Source organism: Micromonospora sp. CA-244673 (assembly GCF_050948395.1).
In the GTDB taxonomy this organism is placed as follows: domain Bacteria; phylum Actinomycetota; class Actinomycetes; order Mycobacteriales; family Micromonosporaceae; genus Micromonospora.
The window spans coordinates 1,898,240-1,917,534 of sequence record NZ_CP192019.1; the positions used below are offsets into that span (position 1 = coordinate 1,898,240).

Annotated in this window: 19 protein-coding genes; 10 read left to right on the forward strand and 9 right to left on the reverse strand. The window is 69.1% G+C overall.

From position 1 onward, the window contains the following. The first annotated feature begins 76 nt into the window (after positions 1-76). Complete coding sequence (locus ACQP12_RS09065; protein ID WP_433289193.1) at positions 77-727, forward strand: M48 family metallopeptidase; 651 nt, start codon at positions 77-79, stop codon at positions 725-727. 902 nt (positions 728-1,629) lie between these two features. On the opposite strand, the gene ACQP12_RS09070 is transcribed toward ACQP12_RS09065, so the two are convergent. From ACQP12_RS09070 to ACQP12_RS09080, 3 genes are all read right to left on the reverse strand, one after another. Beyond that, positions 1,630-2,562, reverse strand: coding sequence for a DUF5655 domain-containing protein (locus tag ACQP12_RS09070; protein ID WP_433286557.1), 933 nt, complete (start codon positions 2,560-2,562; stop codon positions 1,630-1,632). Positions 2,563-2,973: 411 nt separating this feature from the next. Continuing rightward, on the reverse strand, positions 2,974-3,453 hold the full coding sequence (locus ACQP12_RS09075) for a hypothetical protein (protein ID WP_433286559.1): 480 nt from the start codon (positions 3,451-3,453) through the stop codon (positions 2,974-2,976). A 426-nt stretch (positions 3,454-3,879) separates the two neighbouring features. Then, entirely contained in the window at positions 3,880-4,353 is a 474-nt protein-coding gene (locus tag ACQP12_RS09080) for a hypothetical protein (RefSeq protein ID WP_433286561.1), read from the reverse strand. A gap of 439 nt (positions 4,354-4,792) precedes the next feature. On the opposite strand from ACQP12_RS09080, the gene ACQP12_RS09085 reads away from it, so the two are divergent. Further along, complete coding sequence (locus ACQP12_RS09085; RefSeq protein WP_433286563.1) at positions 4,793-5,068, forward strand: hypothetical protein; 276 nt, start codon at positions 4,793-4,795, stop codon at positions 5,066-5,068. Between the two features lie 892 nt (positions 5,069-5,960). Here ACQP12_RS09085 and ACQP12_RS09090 read toward each other — a convergent pair. Further along, the gene (locus ACQP12_RS09090; RefSeq protein ID WP_433286566.1) at positions 5,961-6,470 is read right to left on the reverse strand and encodes a hypothetical protein; all 510 of its coding nucleotides are present in this window, start codon (positions 6,468-6,470) and stop codon (positions 5,961-5,963) included. Positions 6,471-6,749: 279 nt separating this feature from the next. Then, positions 6,750-6,974, reverse strand: a complete 225-nt coding sequence (locus ACQP12_RS09095; RefSeq protein ID WP_433286568.1) for a winged helix-turn-helix domain-containing protein — start codon at positions 6,972-6,974, stop codon at positions 6,750-6,752. A gap of 485 nt (positions 6,975-7,459) precedes the next feature. On the opposite strand from ACQP12_RS09095, the gene ACQP12_RS09100 reads away from it, so the two are divergent. The 5 genes from ACQP12_RS09100 to ACQP12_RS09120 all read left to right on the forward strand — a co-directional run bounded on the left by ACQP12_RS09100 (position 7,460) and on the right by ACQP12_RS09120 (position 10,290). After that, positions 7,460-7,678 carry a flavin reductase gene (locus ACQP12_RS09100; protein ID WP_433286570.1) on the forward strand — a complete coding sequence of 73 codons (219 nt, stop codon included), beginning with the start codon at positions 7,460-7,462 and terminating at the stop codon, positions 7,676-7,678. Beyond that, positions 7,675-7,848, forward strand: a complete 174-nt coding sequence (locus tag ACQP12_RS09105; protein ID WP_433286573.1) for a hypothetical protein — start codon at positions 7,675-7,677, stop codon at positions 7,846-7,848. The genes ACQP12_RS09100 and ACQP12_RS09105 overlap by 4 nt, the downstream gene beginning before the upstream one ends. Before the next feature lie 229 nt (positions 7,849-8,077). Next, positions 8,078-8,536, forward strand: a complete 459-nt coding sequence (locus ACQP12_RS09110; protein WP_433286575.1) for a MarR family winged helix-turn-helix transcriptional regulator — start codon at positions 8,078-8,080, stop codon at positions 8,534-8,536. Between the two features lie 40 nt (positions 8,537-8,576). After that, positions 8,577-9,965, forward strand: a complete 1,389-nt coding sequence (locus tag ACQP12_RS09115; protein ID WP_433286577.1) for an MFS transporter — start codon at positions 8,577-8,579, stop codon at positions 9,963-9,965. 31 nt (positions 9,966-9,996) lie between these two features. Continuing rightward, positions 9,997-10,290, forward strand: a complete 294-nt coding sequence (locus tag ACQP12_RS09120; protein ID WP_091261879.1) for a DUF1330 domain-containing protein — start codon at positions 9,997-9,999, stop codon at positions 10,288-10,290. 209 nt (positions 10,291-10,499) lie between these two features. Here the strand turns inward: ACQP12_RS09120 and ACQP12_RS09125 are convergent, their stop codons facing one another. Next, positions 10,500-12,005: a hypothetical protein gene (locus ACQP12_RS09125; RefSeq protein WP_433286579.1), complete on the reverse strand. Its 1,506-nt coding sequence runs from the start codon at positions 12,003-12,005 to the stop codon at positions 10,500-10,502. After that, positions 11,990-12,754: an ABC transporter ATP-binding protein gene (locus ACQP12_RS09130; protein ID WP_433286581.1), complete on the reverse strand. Its 765-nt coding sequence runs from the start codon at positions 12,752-12,754 to the stop codon at positions 11,990-11,992. Before ACQP12_RS09130 ends, ACQP12_RS09125 begins: the two co-directional genes overlap by 16 nt. 133 nt (positions 12,755-12,887) lie before the next feature. On the opposite strand from ACQP12_RS09130, the gene ACQP12_RS09135 reads away from it, so the two are divergent. Genes ACQP12_RS09135 through ACQP12_RS09145 form a run of 3 tightly spaced genes read left to right on the forward strand, consistent with a single transcriptional unit; the run spans position 12,888 to position 16,000 of the window. Continuing rightward, positions 12,888-14,789 (forward strand): sensor domain-containing protein, encoded by a 1,902-nt coding sequence (locus ACQP12_RS09135; protein WP_433286583.1) that lies wholly within the window; start codon positions 12,888-12,890, stop codon positions 14,787-14,789. Next, positions 14,753-15,412 (forward strand): response regulator transcription factor, encoded by a 660-nt coding sequence (locus ACQP12_RS09140; protein ID WP_357942541.1) that lies wholly within the window; start codon positions 14,753-14,755, stop codon positions 15,410-15,412. The genes ACQP12_RS09135 and ACQP12_RS09140 overlap by 37 nt, the downstream gene beginning before the upstream one ends. 51 nt (positions 15,413-15,463) lie before the next feature. Beyond that, positions 15,464-16,000: a GNAT family N-acetyltransferase gene (locus ACQP12_RS09145; protein WP_433286585.1), complete on the forward strand. Its 537-nt coding sequence runs from the start codon at positions 15,464-15,466 to the stop codon at positions 15,998-16,000. Positions 16,001-16,139: 139 nt separating this feature from the next. On the opposite strand, the gene ACQP12_RS09150 is transcribed toward ACQP12_RS09145, so the two are convergent. Next, the gene (locus ACQP12_RS09150) at positions 16,140-16,394 is read right to left on the reverse strand and encodes a DUF2188 domain-containing protein (protein WP_357942545.1); all 255 of its coding nucleotides are present in this window, start codon (positions 16,392-16,394) and stop codon (positions 16,140-16,142) included. Between the two features lie 205 nt (positions 16,395-16,599). Beyond that, positions 16,600-18,891 carry a M14 family metallopeptidase gene (locus ACQP12_RS09155; protein WP_433286588.1) on the reverse strand — a complete coding sequence of 764 codons (2,292 nt, stop codon included), beginning with the start codon at positions 18,889-18,891 and terminating at the stop codon, positions 16,600-16,602. Between the last annotated feature and the right edge of the window lie 404 nt (positions 18,892-19,295).

Consider the following 19,295-nt stretch of genomic DNA (forward strand, 5'->3'; position numbering starts at 1 on the left):
TCTGATGGTGCGTGGCATCCGCGTCGACGTAATATACAAGGACATTAAGAACCTGCACATCGGCGTGTACCCCCCAATGGGGCGAGTAAGAGTGGCCGCCCCGCTAACGCTTGATGATGACCGAGTGCGTCTCGCCGTAATCCACAGGTTGCCTTGGATTAGGACGCAGCGTGAGAAACTCCAGGCCGCCGTACGGCAGTCGCAGCGTGAGATGGTCACGGGGGAGTCGCACTACGTCTGGGGCGTGCGGCATCGGCTCAAGTTGATCGAGCGGCCCGGCCGCGCCCACATCGAGGTTGATGGCGATCGCCTACTGCTCTATGTGCCGGCCGGCACGACAGGTGAGCACCGTCGGTTGCTCCTCGACCGGTGGTATCGCGAGCAACTCCGACGCACCGTTCCTGGCCTCATCGCGAAATGGGAGTCGAAGCTAGGCGTATCGGTACCTCGATGGAGCATCCGACGCATGAAGACTAAGTGGGGTTCCTGCAACCGGGACACACGACACATCTGGTTGAATGTCGAGCTAGCTAAGAAGCACCCTGGTTGCCTGGAATACATCCTAGTTCATGAAATGACACACTACCTCGAACGCAACCATGGCGAGCGCTTTGTCAAGCTGATGGATGGCTTCCTGCCAGGCTGGCGCGCCCGACGCGATGAACTGAATGCATCCCCGCTGGCGGCTGAGGTTTGGAATACAGGGCGCAGCCCCGACAAGCCGTGACCGGAAGGCGATGCGTTCTGATTCGAGGACGACAGCTGACGACAGTGGCGGGGTGAGTTCCTTTGTGCCCTATTCTTGGAAGCGCTGCGCTAGCTGTGTGGAACCTACTAGCGGGCCCGTACGGGCGCAGGGGATGGGTAGGTGGCGACTACCTCAGCTGGCTCACGGAGCAGTGGGCGGAGCTTCCCAGTAAGAAGGTCCGCGTCGGTTTGCGGTAGCGTAAGAAGCGGCCTCCGTAGGTAGCTGCTCCAGGCGTGAGGTTTGGGAAAGGCCGCCATCTGCTCGACGAGCGGAGCTACCACCACGCCCCGGGGATATGGCGCGAGGCCGGTGATCCGGAGACTGCAGCCGGAGTGGAACTTCTGGTTGCCGATTTCCAAGGGCTCGCTAAGGCTTCGAACGGCGCTGGTGACGATGGCATGCGCGATAACCCGTCCTCGGTCACGGTGCGGGCTGTGCCACGCCCCGCGCGTGGCATAAAGGTATAGCTCGTCGCCGATCGCGAGGGATGCGACTTCCCGACGAGGCGTCGCAGGGAACGCCATCCGCTGCTCCCGCAGTACCCACGCGATCGCGTCTCGCTCGCCAAGGATCAGGAGGTATGCCCGACGCATGACCACAGGTTAGCTGGAGCTAGGGCTCTGCCTGCCGTCGGGCAGCCGCTGCAGTTGCGTGGCCGGTCCAAGAGGTCGAATGACGGGGCAGTAGCCAGACCGGAAGGACTGCCGCTGGCGCTCGCCAGGGATACGACCCAACCGATGGGCGGCACGATCGGGTAAGTCGGTCGGCCTCGCGGTCCAAGCGACAAGGCCTGCACCTGCTCGTCGATGCGGGCCGCCACCAGCCGACAGCGTGAGTCCGCACGCCCCGGCGGGGGTCGGACACTGCCCGTACCGTCCTCGTTAGCTCGCCTCGTAGCTCTGTAGGAGCAGATCAGCGGCACGGTCGAGGCCTGTCCTACTCTGGATCCGGATTTCCAAGTCCCCCGTCCCATAGTGGCCGATGTTCCGAACATTGCGCGTGAAGCCCTCTTCGAGATCAACCGTTTCAGGATTTACCTTCACGTAGACCACCAGGACATGGTCGCGCGGGTGTACCTCAACGCAGGCGAAGTTCTTTAGGCGCTTGTAGGCGAAGTAGAACTTCCGGGTGGAGCGCTGTACGTCGTCGCCGAAAGCCGTCAGGGCTGCGTCCAAGTCTGCGAAGAGGTTCTTCAGTGACTCCGGCGCCTGGTCGAGAAACTGGCTGACGGTCTTCTCGAGGGCCGGGGTACGCGCACTGCCGGCTGATGGAGCGGCGCTACCAGCGGCTGGTTCTGCCAGGGGTGTTCCTGCTACCGCGGTCAGCAGCTCCAGTGCCAGCAGGTCGCCCGCATAGTCCCGGTAGCGGACTAGCTCGATGGTCCGATTGATCTGCTGAACCGCGTGCTCGTCATAGCGGGTGAAGTCGCGTGCCACACAGACCAGTCTTGGGTTGCTCCAGTCGACCCCCTGCGCAGCGGCGGGCCCGAGCCGGTCCAGCACTAGGAGCTTGAACTCTGCTCTGTGGTCCAGCAGCCAGTCGAGGTAGAACAGACCCTGGTTGATGACGTTCTCGTCCCGTGCACGCTTGTACTCGAAGATGACGGGAGAGCCGTTTTCGTCGATGCCCAGCGAGTCAATCCGCCCACCGTGCCTCACACCAGTTGAGTACTCGGACGCCAGAAACCTCACGCCGAATAGAGGTTCCATGTTCCGCTCAATGAGCGTTTGCAGGTGCTTCTCCAAGGCGACTGCGCTGCTCACGAGCTCGACAGCGGCGCCCTCATGGATCCGGAACAGCTTCAAGTCGCTCAAGAGGGCCTCCAGTGTCTGTCAGACGCAGCGCCAAGGGATGGGTGGATTGCAAGATCGGCGAAAGCAAACATAGCGCCTTGCCAAGCGCCGCATGCCCTCCAGACGGTCGTGCCACGGCTTGGCAGCACTCTCGAGGATCGACAGCAACGGTGACAGTAACCAGCCCTCACGAGGCCGAAATGCAGGAGGGACGACGCGGGACGACCGGCACAGACCTCTGCGAGGCATCAGGACTCTGCCGAGCAGGCCAACGAGCAGCCAACCCAAGCGAACAGGAGCGAACGATCGCGGCCGTGGACGCCAACTCGGGCACGAGGACCAAGCGGTAGATCAGCACAAAGGAGCCGACCGTAATGCGCAGATCTAGCCGCTTACGGGAGAAGGGTCGATGGCCTGGTAGCCGCTGCGGCGTCACCCCACCCGTAGCGTTGGATCTTCTGAGCCCATCAACTCACGGCGAGCGAGGATCTGAAACTCAGCCCAGATGTTGACCTTGTCGTCGTAGCCGGGATCGTCGTAGACGAACTCGTTGATGGCGTCTTTGGCCTGAGCCGAAGCCAGGATCTCGGCCTCGCCTGCGAGGCTTGCCATGAGGGGCACGTCGGCGAGAGGCGTCTCTCTGCCCAATTCATCGACCGGCCGGTTGAGGTATTCGCGCATGGCCAGTGTGGTGCGGGCGTAGAGATCCGCCCTCCTTGCCCATAGCCGATCTTCCGCAGCTAGCCGGCGCTCGTGTTCTCTGGCGTCGCGGGTAGCTTGCGCTTGTGCCGCTAAGGCACGTTCGCTAGCTGCCTCCTGGCGACGTATGGCGAAGACTGCTACGAAGGCAGCGGCAAGCGCCCCGAGGCCTGAGAGTAGCCCGCCGAGCTCCTGAAGCCAGTTCAGCAACACCGCATCACCCTCGCACAGAGCGCGGTGAACGCATAGTCGACGCTGGCCTTGACCGGTTCCCTGTACGACGCGCTATGACCCGGCTGACACCCACAAGCGGGCTCGCCCAGCCGGGGCCGCCCTGGGACGGCGGCGGAACGCCTTTCGACAGCAGCGCTGACAGCAACCATGCCGGACGGCAGCACGCTGAGGAGCATCGGCATGGACGAAGCTCCGGGCGTGCAGCCGTTCCCGGACGTGTGCGGACGTGATGCACAGAGCTCAGACGGAAGTAGCCGTGGGCGTTGAGTGAGATGGACCAGTCAGGGCTACTTCCAGACAGCCGGGGTGCCGCGCCAGGGGCATGTTCCTCTTGTAAGCGAGTTCTCAGGTTCCGTGCTGTGCTAGCGAGAGTCCCGGGCCTGCCGCGAGCGAGTAGGGCACGAACTAATGCGCCGAGGTGGAATTGCTGTGCGCGCTTCCAGTGGTTTTCGTCTGCGCGGCCAGCAGCTCGCGGGCCTCGGCCAGCAGCTCGCGCAGCTCGTCGCGGTCGCGGCGAGAGCGCAGGCGGTTGCGGTCCTTCGGGGTGGTGCGTTCCAGGCCGAGAGCCTCGGCGGCCTCCTGGGGCACACGCGCGCGCACCAAATTGCCGACGTGGTACCGGGTGGCGGTCTGGATAGCCTTCCGCTCCTCGGGGCTGTAGCCGGCCTGGCCGTACAGCTCGCGTACGGCGTACCGGTACACCCCGGTGCGGCCGGTCCAGTCAGGGTCCCCGGACGGGGTCAGGTAGTGCTCGCGCAGGTCTACCATCTGCTCGGCGAGGTCGCGCAGCAGGATCGTGCGGCGCTCACCCGTGGTTTGTCGCACCCCGCAGAGGATACGCACGATTTCGCGCTCGATCTGCTGCTTAGAGGTGGCCATCCTGCAAGAATACGCGTGCGCGTGAGCGCAAAAACCAACGGGTATCGGCTCCCTACCCGCCTGCCCATGCCAGGGCCTCGCGGCGATGTGCGGCGACGATCTGCCCAGAACTTGTAAACGAGGCATCAGGTGGCGAGGCAGCAAGAAGGCAGTGCGAGCCTTGATGCGGGCCGGGCCTGAACGTCAATCGAGGACGTCCGGCGCCTGATCGTCGACGCGGGCCGCCACTGGTTGGCACCAGCCGACAGCTTGAGACCGCATCCCCCGACGGTGGTCATGTCCGCGGCCGGGGGGAGCGGCGTACGGCGCCACCTGCCCGCCGACGGGGGACTTGGCGGCCCTCCCGTGGCCCCCTCGGCTACCCATCTAGACGGCGTTGTACAAGGCGGCTAGAGTTATGTACATAACCCGGCAAGGCTTGTACAAGGAGGAGGCGAACATGGCCAAAGGCCCCCACAACCCGGCTCAGCGCGTCGTGCTACCTAACGGCATGTGGCTGCTGCTCTACGAGAACGGCACGATGAAGGTCGGTGGGTATGACAGAAGCCTGGCGGTCACTGAGGTGCTCAACCGAGCCGGAGGTGCCCATGTCTTCATCCGCGTAACACCTGACCCGGATGTCGCGGAGCTTAGGAGCGTCAGTCCCCGCGCCGACGATCTGGTCACCGTAGAGCGCGGGGTGATGGACAAGCTGCGCGGTCTCAGCCAGAAGTAAACGCGCGCCGTCGTGTCCCGCCGAGCAGCCAAGCGAGCAGCCAAACCGGCGAGCATCAGCGGACGATCGCGGACCGGGGCGCCATGTTGCGCACGAGGACGGGGCGGGCTGACCGGGACCGGGCCACCGACTCGTAATGCGTAGGTCGCCGGCGGGAGCCGTCGGTCTGTCGCCTCCGAAGCCGGCGGCTGTCGGTACCAGCGGAGGTGCACCAGTTCAGCCCCGACCAGGATGAGAGCCGCGAGGTCCAGCAGCAGGTCAAGTAACGGGGTGATTGACCTCGCATGTGGATGGGTAGGGCTGCCGGATGTTGAGAGTCAGAGTGCCCGATCGGCGCGGTTGGTCAGCCATGCTCGGCGGACTCGCACTTGGTGCTGTCCTGGCAGGCGCGTACTTCCGCTTGGTCAGCTTCGAGGACTCGTGGATGGCCCTCGCGCCGGTGGCGATCGCTGTGCTGCTCGCTGGGATTCCCTACCGCCAAGGCCCGGGGCAAGTTGCGTCGCTCGCGCCGTGGCGCTACTTCAGTCCTGGGCCTCGGCCTCGCAGTGTCGGCGAGCGCGCTCGTGGGAGCGGTCATCAGCCGCTGACTGATGGCTTTGCTCGCACTGCATCGGCGGCGGTGGGCGCAGACGGGAGCTCGAGGTAGACGCAAGCGGACAACGCCGCACGCTGTGCACGGCGCCTTTCGCGAGGCGTCAGGCAGCGAGGCAGCAGGAAGGCAGCGCGAGCCCTGATGCATGCTGGACCTAGCCGTCAACCGACGAGGCCAGCCGCCTGCTCGTCGAGGTTGGTTGTCACCAGCCGGCAGCGGCCAACAACCTGAAACCGCATCCCCCCGGCGGGGGTCGTCGCTTTGGTCAGTGAGCGTTCCGCCCTGGTCACCGCAACCCGTTCACGTTGAGCGGGCGCGAAACAGGACCACCGCCGCAGCGAGAAGGCAGCCCAGGTGACAGACCACGGTGGCGATGAGGAAGGGGAAGTACCACCACCCGTAGAGGTCGTGGGTGTATTGCTGCTGCGCGAGATCGATCGGCCCGACGAGCGGCGTGCAGAGGACGATCACGATGACCAGCGCGGCAGCGGGAAGCGCCATCCCGATCTGCTCGTTGTGATAGGCCCACCCCCTGAGCAGGTAGCCCAGCGCCGCGGTGGTGAGGAAGAGGGCGATCAGGGCGCACCCGAGCAGGAACGGCAGCACGGACTGTTCACCGGCCTCGCCGGTAAAGGGGAACGCGCGGCCCTGCGACACCGCCGAGGCGAAGATCTCGTCCATCCGGGCGACCAGCACTCCGGTCACCACCACCGCTGTCCCGGCCAGAGCGGTTGCCAGCCAGACCAGTCCCAGGCCCACGCGACGGGCGGGATGGGTGGGTTGAGGGAACGCCGGTACGGTGACGGGCACCGATCGACGCTAACAGGGCGGTGTGGGGTGCGCGATCACATGCGCTCCGGGTCGACCGCACTTCCTCCGGGCGCTGGTTCGGGCCGGTTCCGCTCGTCGCGGGAGCGGGAATCAGCGGGACGTGACATCAGTGGCTGACATCAACAATGACGGCCGAGGCCGGACGAGCGCGGACGGGTGCTTGCCTCCGACCTGAACGCCGTGGACGTCAGCGGACGCTGCGACCTTTGCCGAAAGCGCCTTACAAGCGAGGGGTCGAGACTCGGAGACGTCCCCGGCTTACCGGGGGAGCGGGTTGGCGACGTAGACGCCCTTGCCTTGCCGACCGTCGATCAGGCCCTCTGCTTTGAGCAGGAGCATGGCGGCGCGGATGACGGTGTTGCTGACCTTGTAGTGCTCGCAGAGGGTGGCGAACGAGGGCAGCTTGTCGCCCGGCTTCAACTGGCCGGAGCGGACCTGCTCGCGGATATCCCTGGCGACCTGTAGGTATGCAGCTTCAGACATCGGTGGTGCTCCCAGCTTGGCGGCTGGTGCAAGCAGACCACATCGCGGGCTCGACTTACAACGCTATGTGTCGTAGCTGTTGACCCTGCGCACATTGCGTCCTAAGTTGCTCGTGGGGCTACCCAGCTTGGCGGCCGGGTTGTCCTGCCGTGGGTGCCCTGTCTCCGGACACGGCTGACCGGGTGCCCACGGAACCCCAAGCGTCGGCGGGGAGGCGGGATGACCAGACCGAACGATGCAACCGTTCCGAGCGCAGATACCGCGCGAGATAACGGCTACCACCAGCGTCTGGACAACAGCCGGCGGCGCGTCTCCTACGACGAGTACGTCCTGGCGGCGGCGCTCACTCTCGCCCGCCGGCACCGGCCCGTATGGTCCTGGCGGCACTGGCGATACATCTGCCGCTGCGGCGCGACCTTGCCTTGCGGATGCCGCCACCGCATCCCGATCAACCGCGGCCACTGGCCCAGCCAGGACAGCCCGCGATGACCACTCACCACCCGATCAAACCGGCCTGGACGTGCGGCGGCTGCGCGGGGGAGTGGCCCTGCCCGACCCGGCGGCGGGAGCTGCGAGCCGAGTACGACAGTGCCCCGGTGTCGCTAGCCCTCTACCTGGCCGCCCAGCTCGTCGACGCCGCCCAGGACCTCACCCACGTCCCCGTCGGCCACCTGCACCACCGATTCCTCGGCTGGACCCGATGAGCATCCTGCGACCCGGCGACGAGAAGTTCCACTACAGCGACGGCTCCCACCGGTGGATCCCACCCGACGCCGACTACGACCAGGAGGTCTGGAACGAGCAGGTCCACCAGCACAAGCAAGGCCACCTCAGAAACGAGCGGCCGAAGGTCCGCGTCCAGCGCCTCGTCTGATGCCAGCAGTACAGCAGCGGAGTACAGCAACCGCGCCAGCCGAACCGAGCCGAGAAGCGCCTCAGCAGGCCGTTTGACCTGGTATCAAGCCGGATCCGACCCGCTTGCCGAGAGTTCACACCGAAGAGGTCGGTTTCCGGCATGTCGCGGCGGGCGTGACGGCCAGCGCGCGTTCGCGGCAGTCGGTCACTTCCATAAACCATGAATATAAAAGTGCTATGCTTCGAGGATGAGTCGTCAAGGCACCGCTCCTGGCGCGTCCGCCGCCATCGGGGCGGCCCTCTACGGCCTGGCCACCAGAGCCGCGAGACGCCTGCCCCGGGACATGAGCCTGACGTCCGCCGCCACCCTGGCCACCCTGGACCGGACCGGCCCGCGGCGCATCACCGATCTGGCCGCGGTCGAGGGCGTCACCCAGCCCGCGATGACCGCCCTGGTCCGGGTGATGGAGGAGTCCGGCCTGGTCGAGCGGCGGGGCGACGCGTCCGACAAGCGGGTCACGCTGGTGTGCCTCACCGAGGCCGGCGCCTCCTATGTCCGGACGCGGCGCCAGGCGGGCGTCCACGCGTTCGAGCGTTTGATCGGCGAGCTCACCGGCGACGAGGTCGAGGCGCTGGTGGCGGCCCTTCCGGCGCTGAAGCATCTGGCGGAGCTCGAAAGCCAGGACCGCGAAGGGCCGAAGCAGTGACCGGGCAGCCGGTCGGCGGGGTCGCATGAAGGCGTTCCCGGTGGCGCGTTCCGAGGCGCGGCTGCTGGTCCCCGCCCTGATGTTCATCGCGCTGGTCGTGGCGGCGGTCGCCAGCCTCGGGACGCCGCTCATCACCAGCGTGGCGACCTCGTTTCACGTTTCGCTCGGCAGCGCGCAGTGGACGCTGACCGTTGCGCTGCTCAGCGGCGCCGTCGCCACGCCGGTCCTGGGCCGGCTCGGAGCCGGCCCGCACCGGCGGGCCACGATCCTCGCCACGCTGGCGGTCGTAGTCGCCGGCAGCGCGCTCACCGTGCTGCCGCTGCCGTTCGCGTGGCTGCTGGTCGGCAGGGCGGCCCAGGGCGTCGGGCTCGGGCTGACGGCGCTGATGATGGGTGTGGCCCGGGACCACCTCCCCGAGGAGCGCAGCGCGGCCGTGATCGCCCTGATCTCGGTGGTCTCGATCATCGGGGCCGGCGTCGGCTACCCGCTGGCCGCACTGCTCGCCGAGCTCGGCGGGGTACGGGCCGCCTACGGCCTCGGCCTGGTCGTCACCGCCGCCGCCCTCCTGACCGCGTGGCGCTCCATGCCCGAAGCCCCCGAAGGCCGCTCCGCCCACGTGGACGTGGCAGGCGCGGTCGTCCTGGCCGCTGCGCTGCTCCTGGTGCTGTTCCTCGCCGGAGAACGAGACCTGTGGAGCCGACACCTCGCCGTGGCGGCGGGCCTCGCCGTCGTCGCGGTGGTGCTGCTCTGCGTCTGGGCCGTCATCGAGCTGCGCAGCACGACGCCCCTGGTCGATGTGCGGGCGGTGCGGCACCCGGCGGTCGCCGGGGCGAACCTCGCCATGTTCGTCGGCGGGATCGGCATGTACCTCCTGCTCACGCTCATCACCCGGTACGCGCAGACGCCGCACGGCGCCGGCTACGGCTTCGGGCTGACGACCTTCGTCGCCGGGCTGGTCCTCATCCCGTTCTCGGTGTTGGGGTTCGTCGCCGGCAAGCTCACGCCGCGGGTCCGGACGCGGATCGCCGACCCCCTGCTCCTGGCCGGCAGCGCCGTCGTGGTCGGCGGCGGGTTCGCCCTGTTCGCGGCGGCCCGGTCGGACCTGGCCGAACTGTTCGTGGCGATGGGCGTGCTCGGCTTCGGCGTCGGCGGCTTCTCGGCCGCGATGCCCGGCGTCATCCTGGCCGTCACCCCCAAGAGCGAGACGTCGAGCGCCATGAGCTTCAACTATGTCGTTCGCAGCGTCGGGTACTCCCTGGGCAGCGCCGTCGGCGGCCTGATCCTCGCCGCGGGCACCGGCCCCGGCCACCTCTTCCCCGACGACAGCGCCTACACCACCGCGGCGCTGGTCGGCCTCGGCGCCATGGCGATCACGACGCTGACAAGCCTCGCTCTCGCCCGCCGACGCTCGTCCGAGACCAACCCGTAAATCATGACTCATCCCAAACACTGGAGGTTCCATGCCCAAGGGCTACTGGGTCAGCGTCTACCGCACCATTTCAGACCCTGAGAAGCTGGCTGCCTACAACAAGCTGGCCGGTCCGGCCGTCAAGGCCGGGGGCGGTCGGACCCTAGTCCGTGGCGGTCGGGTCGTGGCGCATGATGCCGGAATCGCCGAGCGCACCGTCCTCGTCGAGTTCGACAGCTTCGAGCAGGCCGTCGCGGCGCACGAGAGTGCGGCCTACCAGGAGGCGCTGGTCGCCCTCTCCGACGGCGTCGAGCGCGACTTCCGCATCGTCGAAGGCATCGACTGACCGAGGTCCAGTCGGATCTTCACTGAAGCTCAGTCTGCGGCCCGTTGTCCGCAGGTGCATGTCGGGCCATGGCCTCAAGTAGTCGGGTGTTCTCCACCATCAGCCGCTGGTTGACGTTGCGAAGTGCCCGGGTGTGTCTTCGGAGCGATCACGCGGGGCGAGCTGTGTCTGCCCGCCCCGCGCGTACGAGCCCGGCGCCCCAGTCGCGGCTAGGCCTTGCCGACTTTCGCCAGCAGCTCCGGGCCGTGCGTGCCCAGCCGCCGGTACGCGAGCCGGCCGAGGCCCCAGGCGAGCAGCCCGCCGATCGCGAAGCTGGCCGCGACGCCCACCCACGGGAGCCCGACGGCGACGAGCACGATGGCCGGGGCGGCGGCGACCGCCAGGACCGGGAGCACCAGCCAGACGAGCCCAGCGAGCGAGCCACCGTCCTGGCCCGGGTTGCTGCCCCGCCGGTGCGGGTCGGTCATCCGGATCGGCACGTACACCGAGATCAGCAGCATCACTCCGACACCCGCGCCCAATGTCACGGGCAGCAGCGCCATCGCCCAGCGCACCATCGTCATCTCACCGTGTGCGATCGCTCCGAGCGCGGTCAGGACCACAGCGGGCGGTCCGACCACCACCAGCCACGCGACCTGACGACCACGGACGTCGGCCCGCTCGTTGCCCGGCGCGAGGAGCGTGTGCCACAGCGCCGTGCCGTCCGAGCTGTGGAGGTGGGCGCTGCAGCCCGCCGCGAGAGCCAGCCCGAAGACGCCGGTCATCGGCAGGTAGTCGGTGGAGCCGATCGCGAGCGGTAGGAGCGCGTACGTGACCGCGTACACGAGCGCGAACGTGAGGAAGTGGATCCGGACCAGGTCGCGGCCCCACGTCCGCAACTCCTTGCCCAGCACCGCGCGGATGGCGGTCGGCGGCGCCCAGGCCTGCGAGGTTCCCGGCGTGATGACCGGTGCCGGCTGCGGCCGGCGGAGCAGGCGGGCCCAGACCAGCACCGCCAACGCGACGATCGCCGCCATCCCGGCGAGCGCGGCCAGCGCCGCGCCCCACTGCCCACGGCCGGCCGCCTCGACGGCCGCGACCGGCCAGCCCGACGGCGCGACCCGCAAACCGTGGGCGAACCCCGCCGGCAGCGGCCCGCCGGCGTCGCCGCCGAACGCGGCGATGAGGGTCCACCCCTGCGCGGTCAGGCAGATCAGCACGCCCCACGGGACGGCCATCAACGCGGCCGCCCGCCGCGTGTTCAGCAGCGAGCCGACGCCCACCACGACCACGTTGGACACCGCGACCACGAGCAGGACCAGCAGGAGTACGGCCGGCACGGCCACCGCCGCGGCCCCCGCGCCGAGGCGGGTCGCGTACCCGAGCAGGGACGTGGCGGCGACCAGCATGACGGCCGGTCCGACGCCGACCAGGGCGGCGGCGAAGAGCGCGACCGCCTTGCGCCGGTGGGTGATCGGCAGGCGGTCCAGGTGCTCCTTGCGGACGCCCGGGTCGCCGCTGCCCATCATCGGAGCCAGCACCCAGCCCACGACCCAGGACGCGAGCGTCAGCGCGAGCAGGTCGCCGGCTCCGGCGCCGGCCCGCACGACGAACCAGATGGTGGCGCCGGCGGCGAGGAGCCCGGCGATCAGGCCGTAGACCGTCGTCGCGGCCTTGGCTCCGCTGAACGAGTGGCGCAGGACCAGGTACTTCGTGTGCATCAGGACCCCAACCACGACAACTGCTCCTCTCCGGCGGTGCGGGCGCCGACGAGCGCGACGAACGCGTCGTCGAGGGAACGGCCGTTGCGGACCTCGTCGAGCGGACCGGCGGCGACCACGCGACTCTGGCTCATCACGGCGACCGTGTCGCAGAGCTGCTCGACCAGCGGCATCACGTGGCTGGACAGCACGACCGAGCCGCCGCCGGCGACGAAACGCCGCAGGATCGACCGGATCGTGGCCGCCGACACCGGATCGACCGCCTCGAACGGCTCGTCCAGCACCAGCAGCTTCGGGGCGGCCAGCAGGGCGGTCGCGAGGCCGATCTTCTTGCGCATGCCGGCCGAGTAGCCGAGCACCAGAGTGCGGTGGGCCCGTTCCAGGTCGAGCACGGCGAGCAGCTCGTCGATCCGCTCGTCCAGCACGTCACGCGGGATGCCGTGCAGCCGGCCGAGGTAGGTCAGCATCTCGCGGCCGGTGAGCCGCTCCGTCATCGCGAGGCCGTCGGGCAGCACGCCGACGAGCCGCTTGGCGGCGACCGGGTCGGTCCATACGTCGGTGCCGAAGATGTGCGCCGTGCCGGCGTCCGGGCGCAGCAGCCCGACCGCCATCGACAACGCGGTGGTCTTGCCGGCGCCGTTCGGGCCGACCAGGCCGAAGAACGAGCCGGCGGGGACGGTGAGGTCGACCGCGTCGACCGCGGTCGTGTCCCCGAACCTTTTCGTGAGGCCCGAGAGCTTCAGCGCGGGAGTCGTTGGTGTCATGCCTGGAACGCTAGGAACCGTTCGTGCGCGCGGTAATGACGCCAGATCCCCGAGGGGGTGTGGCTGGCCCCACCCCTCGAAACGGGCCCTGGACCCAGTGCGGCCGGCGAGCCGGGCAGGCCAGACTGTGCCCATGACGTGGATGACACGGGGGATGGCCGCGACGGGGAGCGCCCTCGTACGCGGCGGGCTGGCGATCGCGTCGGCCATGCTCCTGGTCGTCCACCTCGCGCTGCTCGTTCCGGGCTTCGGTCTCGGGCTGTTCTTCCTCGTCCCGTGGCCGTTCGTCCAGATGCGCCCGGTGACGGCGCTCGCCCGCCGGGTCGCGGGCGGCGTGCCCGCCCCGTACACCCCGAAGCCGCCTCCACCCGAGCCCGAGCCGGACGGCCGCTACCTGCACGCCCGCCAGCTCTACCAGCACCCGCACTGGCCGCGCGCGATCCGCTACGTCGAGTGGGTCACCGGCGACCCGGCAACCTGGCGCGACCTCGGCTGGATGTTCGCCAACCCGATGGTCGGCACGGTGCTCGGCTTCGGCCCGGTGGCGTTGATCGCCGGCGGCGGCGCGCTCGCCGCCGTCCGGCCCGGAGCGCTCGGCTGGTGGGCGATCCCGGTAGGCGCTGTCGCAGCCGTGGTCGGGTTCGCCGCCGCGCCGGGCGCCGTGCGGGCGCACGACCGCTGGACGGGTCAGGTGCTCGGCCCGAAGCCGGCCTGCGTGGGCGCGATCAGAGGCTGGTACGGGCGGTGCCTCTACGACCTCCTCCGGCTGGCCACTCTGGCCGGGTTCACCATCGGGTCGGCGATCTACGCCGCCCTGGCCCTGCTGGTCCTCGCGCTCTTCGCGGTGGGCCTGGTCATCTTCCTGTCGCCGTTCGCCGAGCACACCCGGTGGCTCACCAACCTGCGCCGACGGCTGGCGCGCGACTGGTCCGGGGTGACGGTCGACGAGCCCTACCGGCCGGAGCCGCAGCTGCCTCCGCGGCGGCCGGACGGGCTCTACGAGGTGAACAAGCACCTCTACAAGACCCCGCAGTGGGCCCGCTACAACCTGCGGATCGACCGGTCCTGGCGCGACCCGGCCACCTGGCGCGACTTCCTCTTCCTGCTGCTCGACCCGATCGTCGGCGGCGCGATCGTGGGCGCCTCGGTCGGCGCGGTCGGTGTCGGCTTCCTGGGCCAGGTGATCCCCGCGGTGCGGCTGTTGGTCGGCGACGACGCCGTCGACGGCCCGTTGGCCCTGGCCGGCCGGCCCTGGCTGGCCCTCGTGCTCGGCGTCGCGCTCATGGTCTTCGGCCTCGTGTCCGCCCCGACCGCGCTGCGCCTGCACGGCCGGTGGACGGGCTGGCTGCTGCGGCCGACCGAGAAAGCCCGGCTCGACCTGCGGGTGCGGCAGCTGACCGAGAGCCGCGACGACGCCAACGAGGCCCAGGCGGCCGAGCTGCGCCGTATCGAGCGGGACCTGCACGACGGCGCCCAGGCTCGGCTGGTGGCGGTCGGCATGGCGCTCGGCCACATCGAGTCGCTCATCGACAAGGACCCGGCGGCCGCCCGCAAGCTCATCGCGGAGGCGCGGAAGACCTCGGCGGAGGCGCTCGCCGAGCTGCGCGACCTCGTACGCGGTGTGCACCCGCCCGTCCTCCAGGAGCGCGGGCTGGGCGACGGGGTCCGGGCGCTGGCCCTGGAGATGCCGGTGCCGACCACGGTGACGGTCGACCTGACCGGCCGGGTCCCGGCGCCGATCGAGGCCGCCGTCTACTTCGCAGTCAGCGAGGTGCTCACCAACGCGGCCAAGCACTCCGGGGCACGGCGGGTCGAGGTACGGATCGAGCACGACGGCCGGGCCCTCTACGTCCGGGCCGAGGACGACGGGCGGGGCGGCGCCGACCCGGCCCTGGGTAGCGGCCTGCGGGGCCTGCGGCATCGGCTCGCGGTCTTCGACGGTACTGTCCGGGTGGAGAGTCCTTCGGGCGGCCCGACCGTCGTGACCTTGGAGGTACCGTGCGCGTCGTCCTCGCCGAGGACCTCTACCTCCTGAGGGAGGGGCTCATCCGGCTGCTGGAGGCGCACGACTTCGACGTGGTCGCCGCCGTGGACAACGGTCCCGACCTGTTGAAGGCCCTCCTGGAGCACCGGCCGGACGTCGCGGTCGTCGACGTACGGCTGCCGCCGACCCAGACCGACGAGGGCCTCCAGGCCGCGCTGGCCGCCCGGCGCGAGATCCCCGGCCTGCCGGTGCTCGTGCTCTCCCAGCACGTCGAGCGGCTGTACGCGCGCGAACTGCTCGCCGACGGCACCGGCGGGATCGGCTACCTGCTCAAGGACCGGGTCTTCAACGCGGACCAGTTCGTCGACGCCATTCGTCGGGTCGCCGGCGGCGGCACGGCGATGGACCCGGACGTCGTGGCGAAGCTGCTGGCCGGCGCCCCGACGACGGCGTCCGGGCGGGCGGTCGACCGGCTCACGCCGCGCGAGAAGGAGGTCCTGGCGCTGATGGCCGAGGGCCGTTCCAACGCGGCGATCGGCCAGCGGCTCTTCCTCAGCGAGAGCGCCGTCGGCAAGCACACCGCCAGCATCTTCACCAAGCTCGACCTCAGCGTCTCCGACGACGACAACCGCCGGGTGCTGGCCGTGCTGGCCTACCTCGACGGCGCCGGCTGAGGGGCCCAGCCTGGCGCGGAGGGCGACCTGCCCGCCTGGAACGATGGGCGAGTGAAGATCACCCGACTCGTCGCCCCGGAGGACGCGCCGGCCCTGGCCGAGTTGCTCCGCGTCAACCGTGAGTTCCTCGCGCCGTGGGAGCCGATCCGGAGCGAGGACTACTTCACGGCAGACGGCCAGCACGCCGTCATCGAAGCCGATCTCCAGCAGCACGAACAGGGATCGAAGCTGCCCCACGTCATCGTCGACGACTCCGGTCGCGTGATCGGCCGCATCACGCTCAGCGGCATAGTGCGCGGGCCGTTCCAGTCATGCGCCATGGGCTACTGGGTGAGCGCCAGCCACAATGGCCAAGGTTTCGCGACCAGGGCGGTGCGTGAGATCGTGCGGGTGGCGTTCGAGGAATTGGGGCTGCATCGGGTGCAGGCAGAGACCCTGCTGCACAACGCCAGATCGCAGCGGGTGCTGGAACGCAACGGGTTCGTGTGGTACGGCATGGCGCCGGAATACCTCAACATCGCCGGCCGATGGCAGGACCACGCCATGTACCAGGTGGTGAAGCCGTGCCCAGCCCCACCACCTGCATGACGGCTGGTCCAGGAAGTGCGGGCGGGCGCGGGCTGCGGCTCATGGCTGTACAGGCCGGAAGCCCGTTCCGGTTGGGCCGGTAACGGGCTTCCGCGCTGTTGCCTCCATCGGGAGACGGTCCTTGCTACGCGCTCACGGCTCAGCCGGGGATCTCTCGGGGGTCGCGGCTGCGGGGGTAGGTGTTCTTCTCACCGATGGTGCCGTCCTGCTTCTTGATGACGTGCTCGGCGTCCCGCTGCTTGGCCATCTCGCGGCCGGCGGCCTCGGCCTCCGCCTTGGTGTCGTGCACGCTGCTCGCGCGCTGGTTGCCCTCCGGACGGTTCTTCCACTGGCCGTCCTGCGGGTAGGTGTCGATGTCGCCCTTGGCCATGCTCTTCGCCTCCCTGATCGTCATGGTCGGTCACGAATATCTGCCCCGACTGTGCGGTGCCTGAAACGTTCCGCACGCAGGTCCGGTGGAAGCCACGATCAGGGGAGGCTCATCCGAAGCCGATTCCGTACGACAGCCCGCACCGGTTCACGGCCAGGCGACGACCATCGCCTCGCCAGCGAGGGCCGCTGACGAGGCGATGGTCACCAGAGGGCGCCGAGGTGCCCGACTACTGGGCGACCGTGATCGTCGCCGTACGGTAGTTGTTGCGCTTGTCGTTCTTGGACGGGTCGTAGTTCTGCTCGATGTTGCCGGCGCTGTCGACCGAGAACCAGTGGAACGTGGTCGTCTCGGTCACGTGGAACACCTGCCCCGGCTCACGGAACTCGGTCGCCGCGTAGCGCGGGGACTCGAGGGTGGGCCGGCTGCCGTCCGTCGTGTAGTAGATGGTGGCCGGCTCGCTCGTCTCGAAGCGCACGTCGACGGGCCCGGAGTACTTCCCGCCGCCGGGAACGAGCTGGGACGTCGGCTTCTGGTGGTCCTTGCCCCAGTCCGCCGCGATCCGGAACATCTCCATGATGCCGTTGGCGTACTCCATCGTCTCGGAGTGGCCGCTGACGAGGTCCGGGTCGCCCACCCACGCCGGCTGGAACGAACCGCCCTGCCAGTTGCCGGTGGCCGGGTTGTAGACCGAGCCGCCGACCTCCCAGCCGAAGGCGTAGATCCCGTAGGTGTAGTAGAGGTCCTCGCGCACGTTGCCCGCGGAGGAGTAGAGGACGTCCGACGAGCCGCCCACGTTCTCCGGCGTCACGACGGTCTGCCGGTGCGCCTTCACCTGCGTCAGGATCCGGGCGGCCGACTGCCAGTAGAAGGCCTCGTCACCCAGCGGGGGCCGCGGGGTGGTGATCCGACCGTCCGCGATGTAGGCGCCCGGCTGCCAGAACAGCTGGCCGCCGTTGGAGTGCACGGACATCATGAACTTGATGTTCCGGTACTTCTCGACCAGCCAGATGATGTTCTTCGACTCCGGCTCGGACAACTTCTCCGGGCCCTGGTACGTGTCGCTGACGCAGCTGAACGACCCGCCCGAGTAGCCGTCGTGAGCCGACCCCACCCGGTAGTTCCGGTTCAGGTCGACGCCCCAGGAGTTGCGCCGTGCCGGATCGGCGTTGTCGTCCGGGCAGTGGTTCGTCATGTTCCGCCGCTGCGAGGCGAAGTTGTAGAAGCTGTAGTTCGCCCCGTCGGGGTTGTTGGACAGGATGAAGAAGATGTCGGTGTTGTCGACGATCTTCTTGGTCTCCCGGTCGGACTTGTAGTTGTGCACGAGGCGCTCGGCCGACTCCAGGCTGGTCGTCGCGGGCACCCATTCGCGGGCGTGGTCCTGCGCCTGGATCAGCACACCCGGGTTCCGGCCGTCGCGGTGCTTGCTGATCCGCAGGACGGGGATCGTGGCCGGGCCGCGCGGCACCTCGCCCTCCGGGGCGCCGACGCGCTTCTGGTCGAGGAAGTCGGTCAGCGCGACCGGGCCGGCGGTCGCCGCGACGACGCCGGTGCCCGCGTTGGTCCGGTACGGGTGCGCCCGGTCGATCAGGCCCTGGGACTGGCTCTCCAGTGCCGCCGCCACCTGCGCGGCCGTGCTCGACGGCGCGCCGGAGGCGTCCTTCGCGAGGAGGACGCGGATCGCCTTGCCCGCAACCTCGACCGCGAGCGGGAGGTTCGCCCCCGGCCGGTCCACGAACTCGACGGTGATGTCGTTGCCGCCCTCGTGGCCCCAGGCGGCCGAGCTGACGACGACCGCGCTCTGCCCGGTGCCGCCGATTGTGGCCTGCGCCTTCCGCTGGTAGCCGTTCGTCTTGTTCGGCAGGTAGACGATCTCGGCGATGTCCGGGTACTGGCGGGCGATCTCCTCGGCGCGGCTGAAGAGCTGCTGCGGGTGCCGGTAGCCGTCGACGAAGTCCCACTTGTAGGCGGGGTTCGCCGTCAGCGGCGGCGCGGCGTCCTCGAGCCAGTTGGAGACGTTGCCGGTGGCGACGCCACCCGTCGAGCTCGTGACCCGGATCTGGCTCGGGCGGGTGTCGAGCTTGAACAGGTTCCGGTGGAACATGTACTGCCCGGAATCGACGAACCGGCTCATCGTCCGGGCGGAGCCGAACGAGGTGCCCGGGCCCGAGTCGTTCTCGAGCTGCATCGAGACGATCGGGGTCGTCTGCGCACCCTCGGTGGTCCGCGCCTCGACGTACAGGAAGCCCTGGCCCTTCGTCGTGAACCAGTCGGCGCGGGCGATCCGGACCGTCTCCTGGTGCGCGAGCGGCTGGACGGCCGCCGTGCGGAGGGCCTGGAGGCCGCCGTCGGCCTCCTCGCTCCAGGCGAAGCCCTCACCGTCGCCGAGGATCTCGACGCCCAGCGCCTCGAGCTCGGCGACCTGCTCGGCGGTCGCCACCGCCTCGCCCTCGATGCCCGTCGGCACGCGCTTCAGACCGTGCTCGAGGTCGAAGCCGGCGGCGACCACCTTGTCCAGCATGTCGGCGCCGGTCAGCTTGACATGGACGAGGCGTGCGGCCTCCGGAACCTCGAGGCGGGATCGTTCTGAGCCTGCCGCTGCCGACCCGGCGGGGTCCGCACCCGCGGGCCCGGTCGCCATGAGGACGCTTCCCACCAGGGTGGGCAGCGCGAGAAGCGCAATGCGTCGTTGTACGGGTCCCATTCTCCCCTCCTTCTGCTTGCGCCGCGTGGTGGTCGGCCCGGCTGCGGGTCGAGCCGATCCATCCGCGACGGTCGTGCCGAGCTCGCGCAGGGTCGGCCCGCGCGCGGCGGTGATTACCGCCGTGACGGGCTCGGGGAGGACCGTGAGAGAGCCAGGTGCGTCGAGCGTAGGTACGCCCGTCGCATCGAAGGATCGGCCGAGCTGGATTTGAGAATTACTTG

Bases quoted from the DNA above. Each gene is read 5' to 3' on its own strand.
- ACQP12_RS09065 (WP_433289193.1), top strand. From the start codon at position 77: ATGGGGCGAGTAAGAGTGGCCGCCCCGCTAACGCTTGATGATGACCGA.
- ACQP12_RS09110 (WP_433286575.1), top strand. From the start codon at position 8,078: ATGAGTCGTCAAGGCACCGCTCCTGGCGCGTCCGCCGCCATCGGGGCG.
- ACQP12_RS09150 (WP_357942545.1), bottom strand. From the start codon at position 16,394: ATGACGATCAGGGAGGCGAAGAGCATGGCCAAGGGCGACATCGACACC.
- ACQP12_RS09080 (WP_433286561.1), bottom strand. From the start codon at position 4,353: ATGGCCACCTCTAAGCAGCAGATCGAGCGCGAAATCGTGCGTATCCTC.
- ACQP12_RS09105 (WP_433286573.1), top strand. From the start codon at position 7,675: ATGAGCATCCTGCGACCCGGCGACGAGAAGTTCCACTACAGCGACGGC.
- ACQP12_RS09135 (WP_433286583.1), top strand. From the start codon at position 12,888: ATGACGTGGATGACACGGGGGATGGCCGCGACGGGGAGCGCCCTCGTA.
- ACQP12_RS09120 (WP_091261879.1), top strand. From the start codon at position 9,997: ATGCCCAAGGGCTACTGGGTCAGCGTCTACCGCACCATTTCAGACCCT.
- ACQP12_RS09095 (WP_433286568.1), bottom strand. From the start codon at position 6,974: ATGTCTGAAGCTGCATACCTACAGGTCGCCAGGGATATCCGCGAGCAG.
- ACQP12_RS09155 (WP_433286588.1), bottom strand. From the start codon at position 18,891: ATGCTGGACAAGGTGGTCGCCGCCGGCTTCGACCTCGAGCACGGTCTG.
- ACQP12_RS09130 (WP_433286581.1), bottom strand. From the start codon at position 12,754: ATGACACCAACGACTCCCGCGCTGAAGCTCTCGGGCCTCACGAAAAGG.
- ACQP12_RS09085 (WP_433286563.1), top strand. From the start codon at position 4,793: ATGGCCAAAGGCCCCCACAACCCGGCTCAGCGCGTCGTGCTACCTAAC.
- ACQP12_RS09100 (WP_433286570.1), top strand. From the start codon at position 7,460: ATGACCACTCACCACCCGATCAAACCGGCCTGGACGTGCGGCGGCTGC.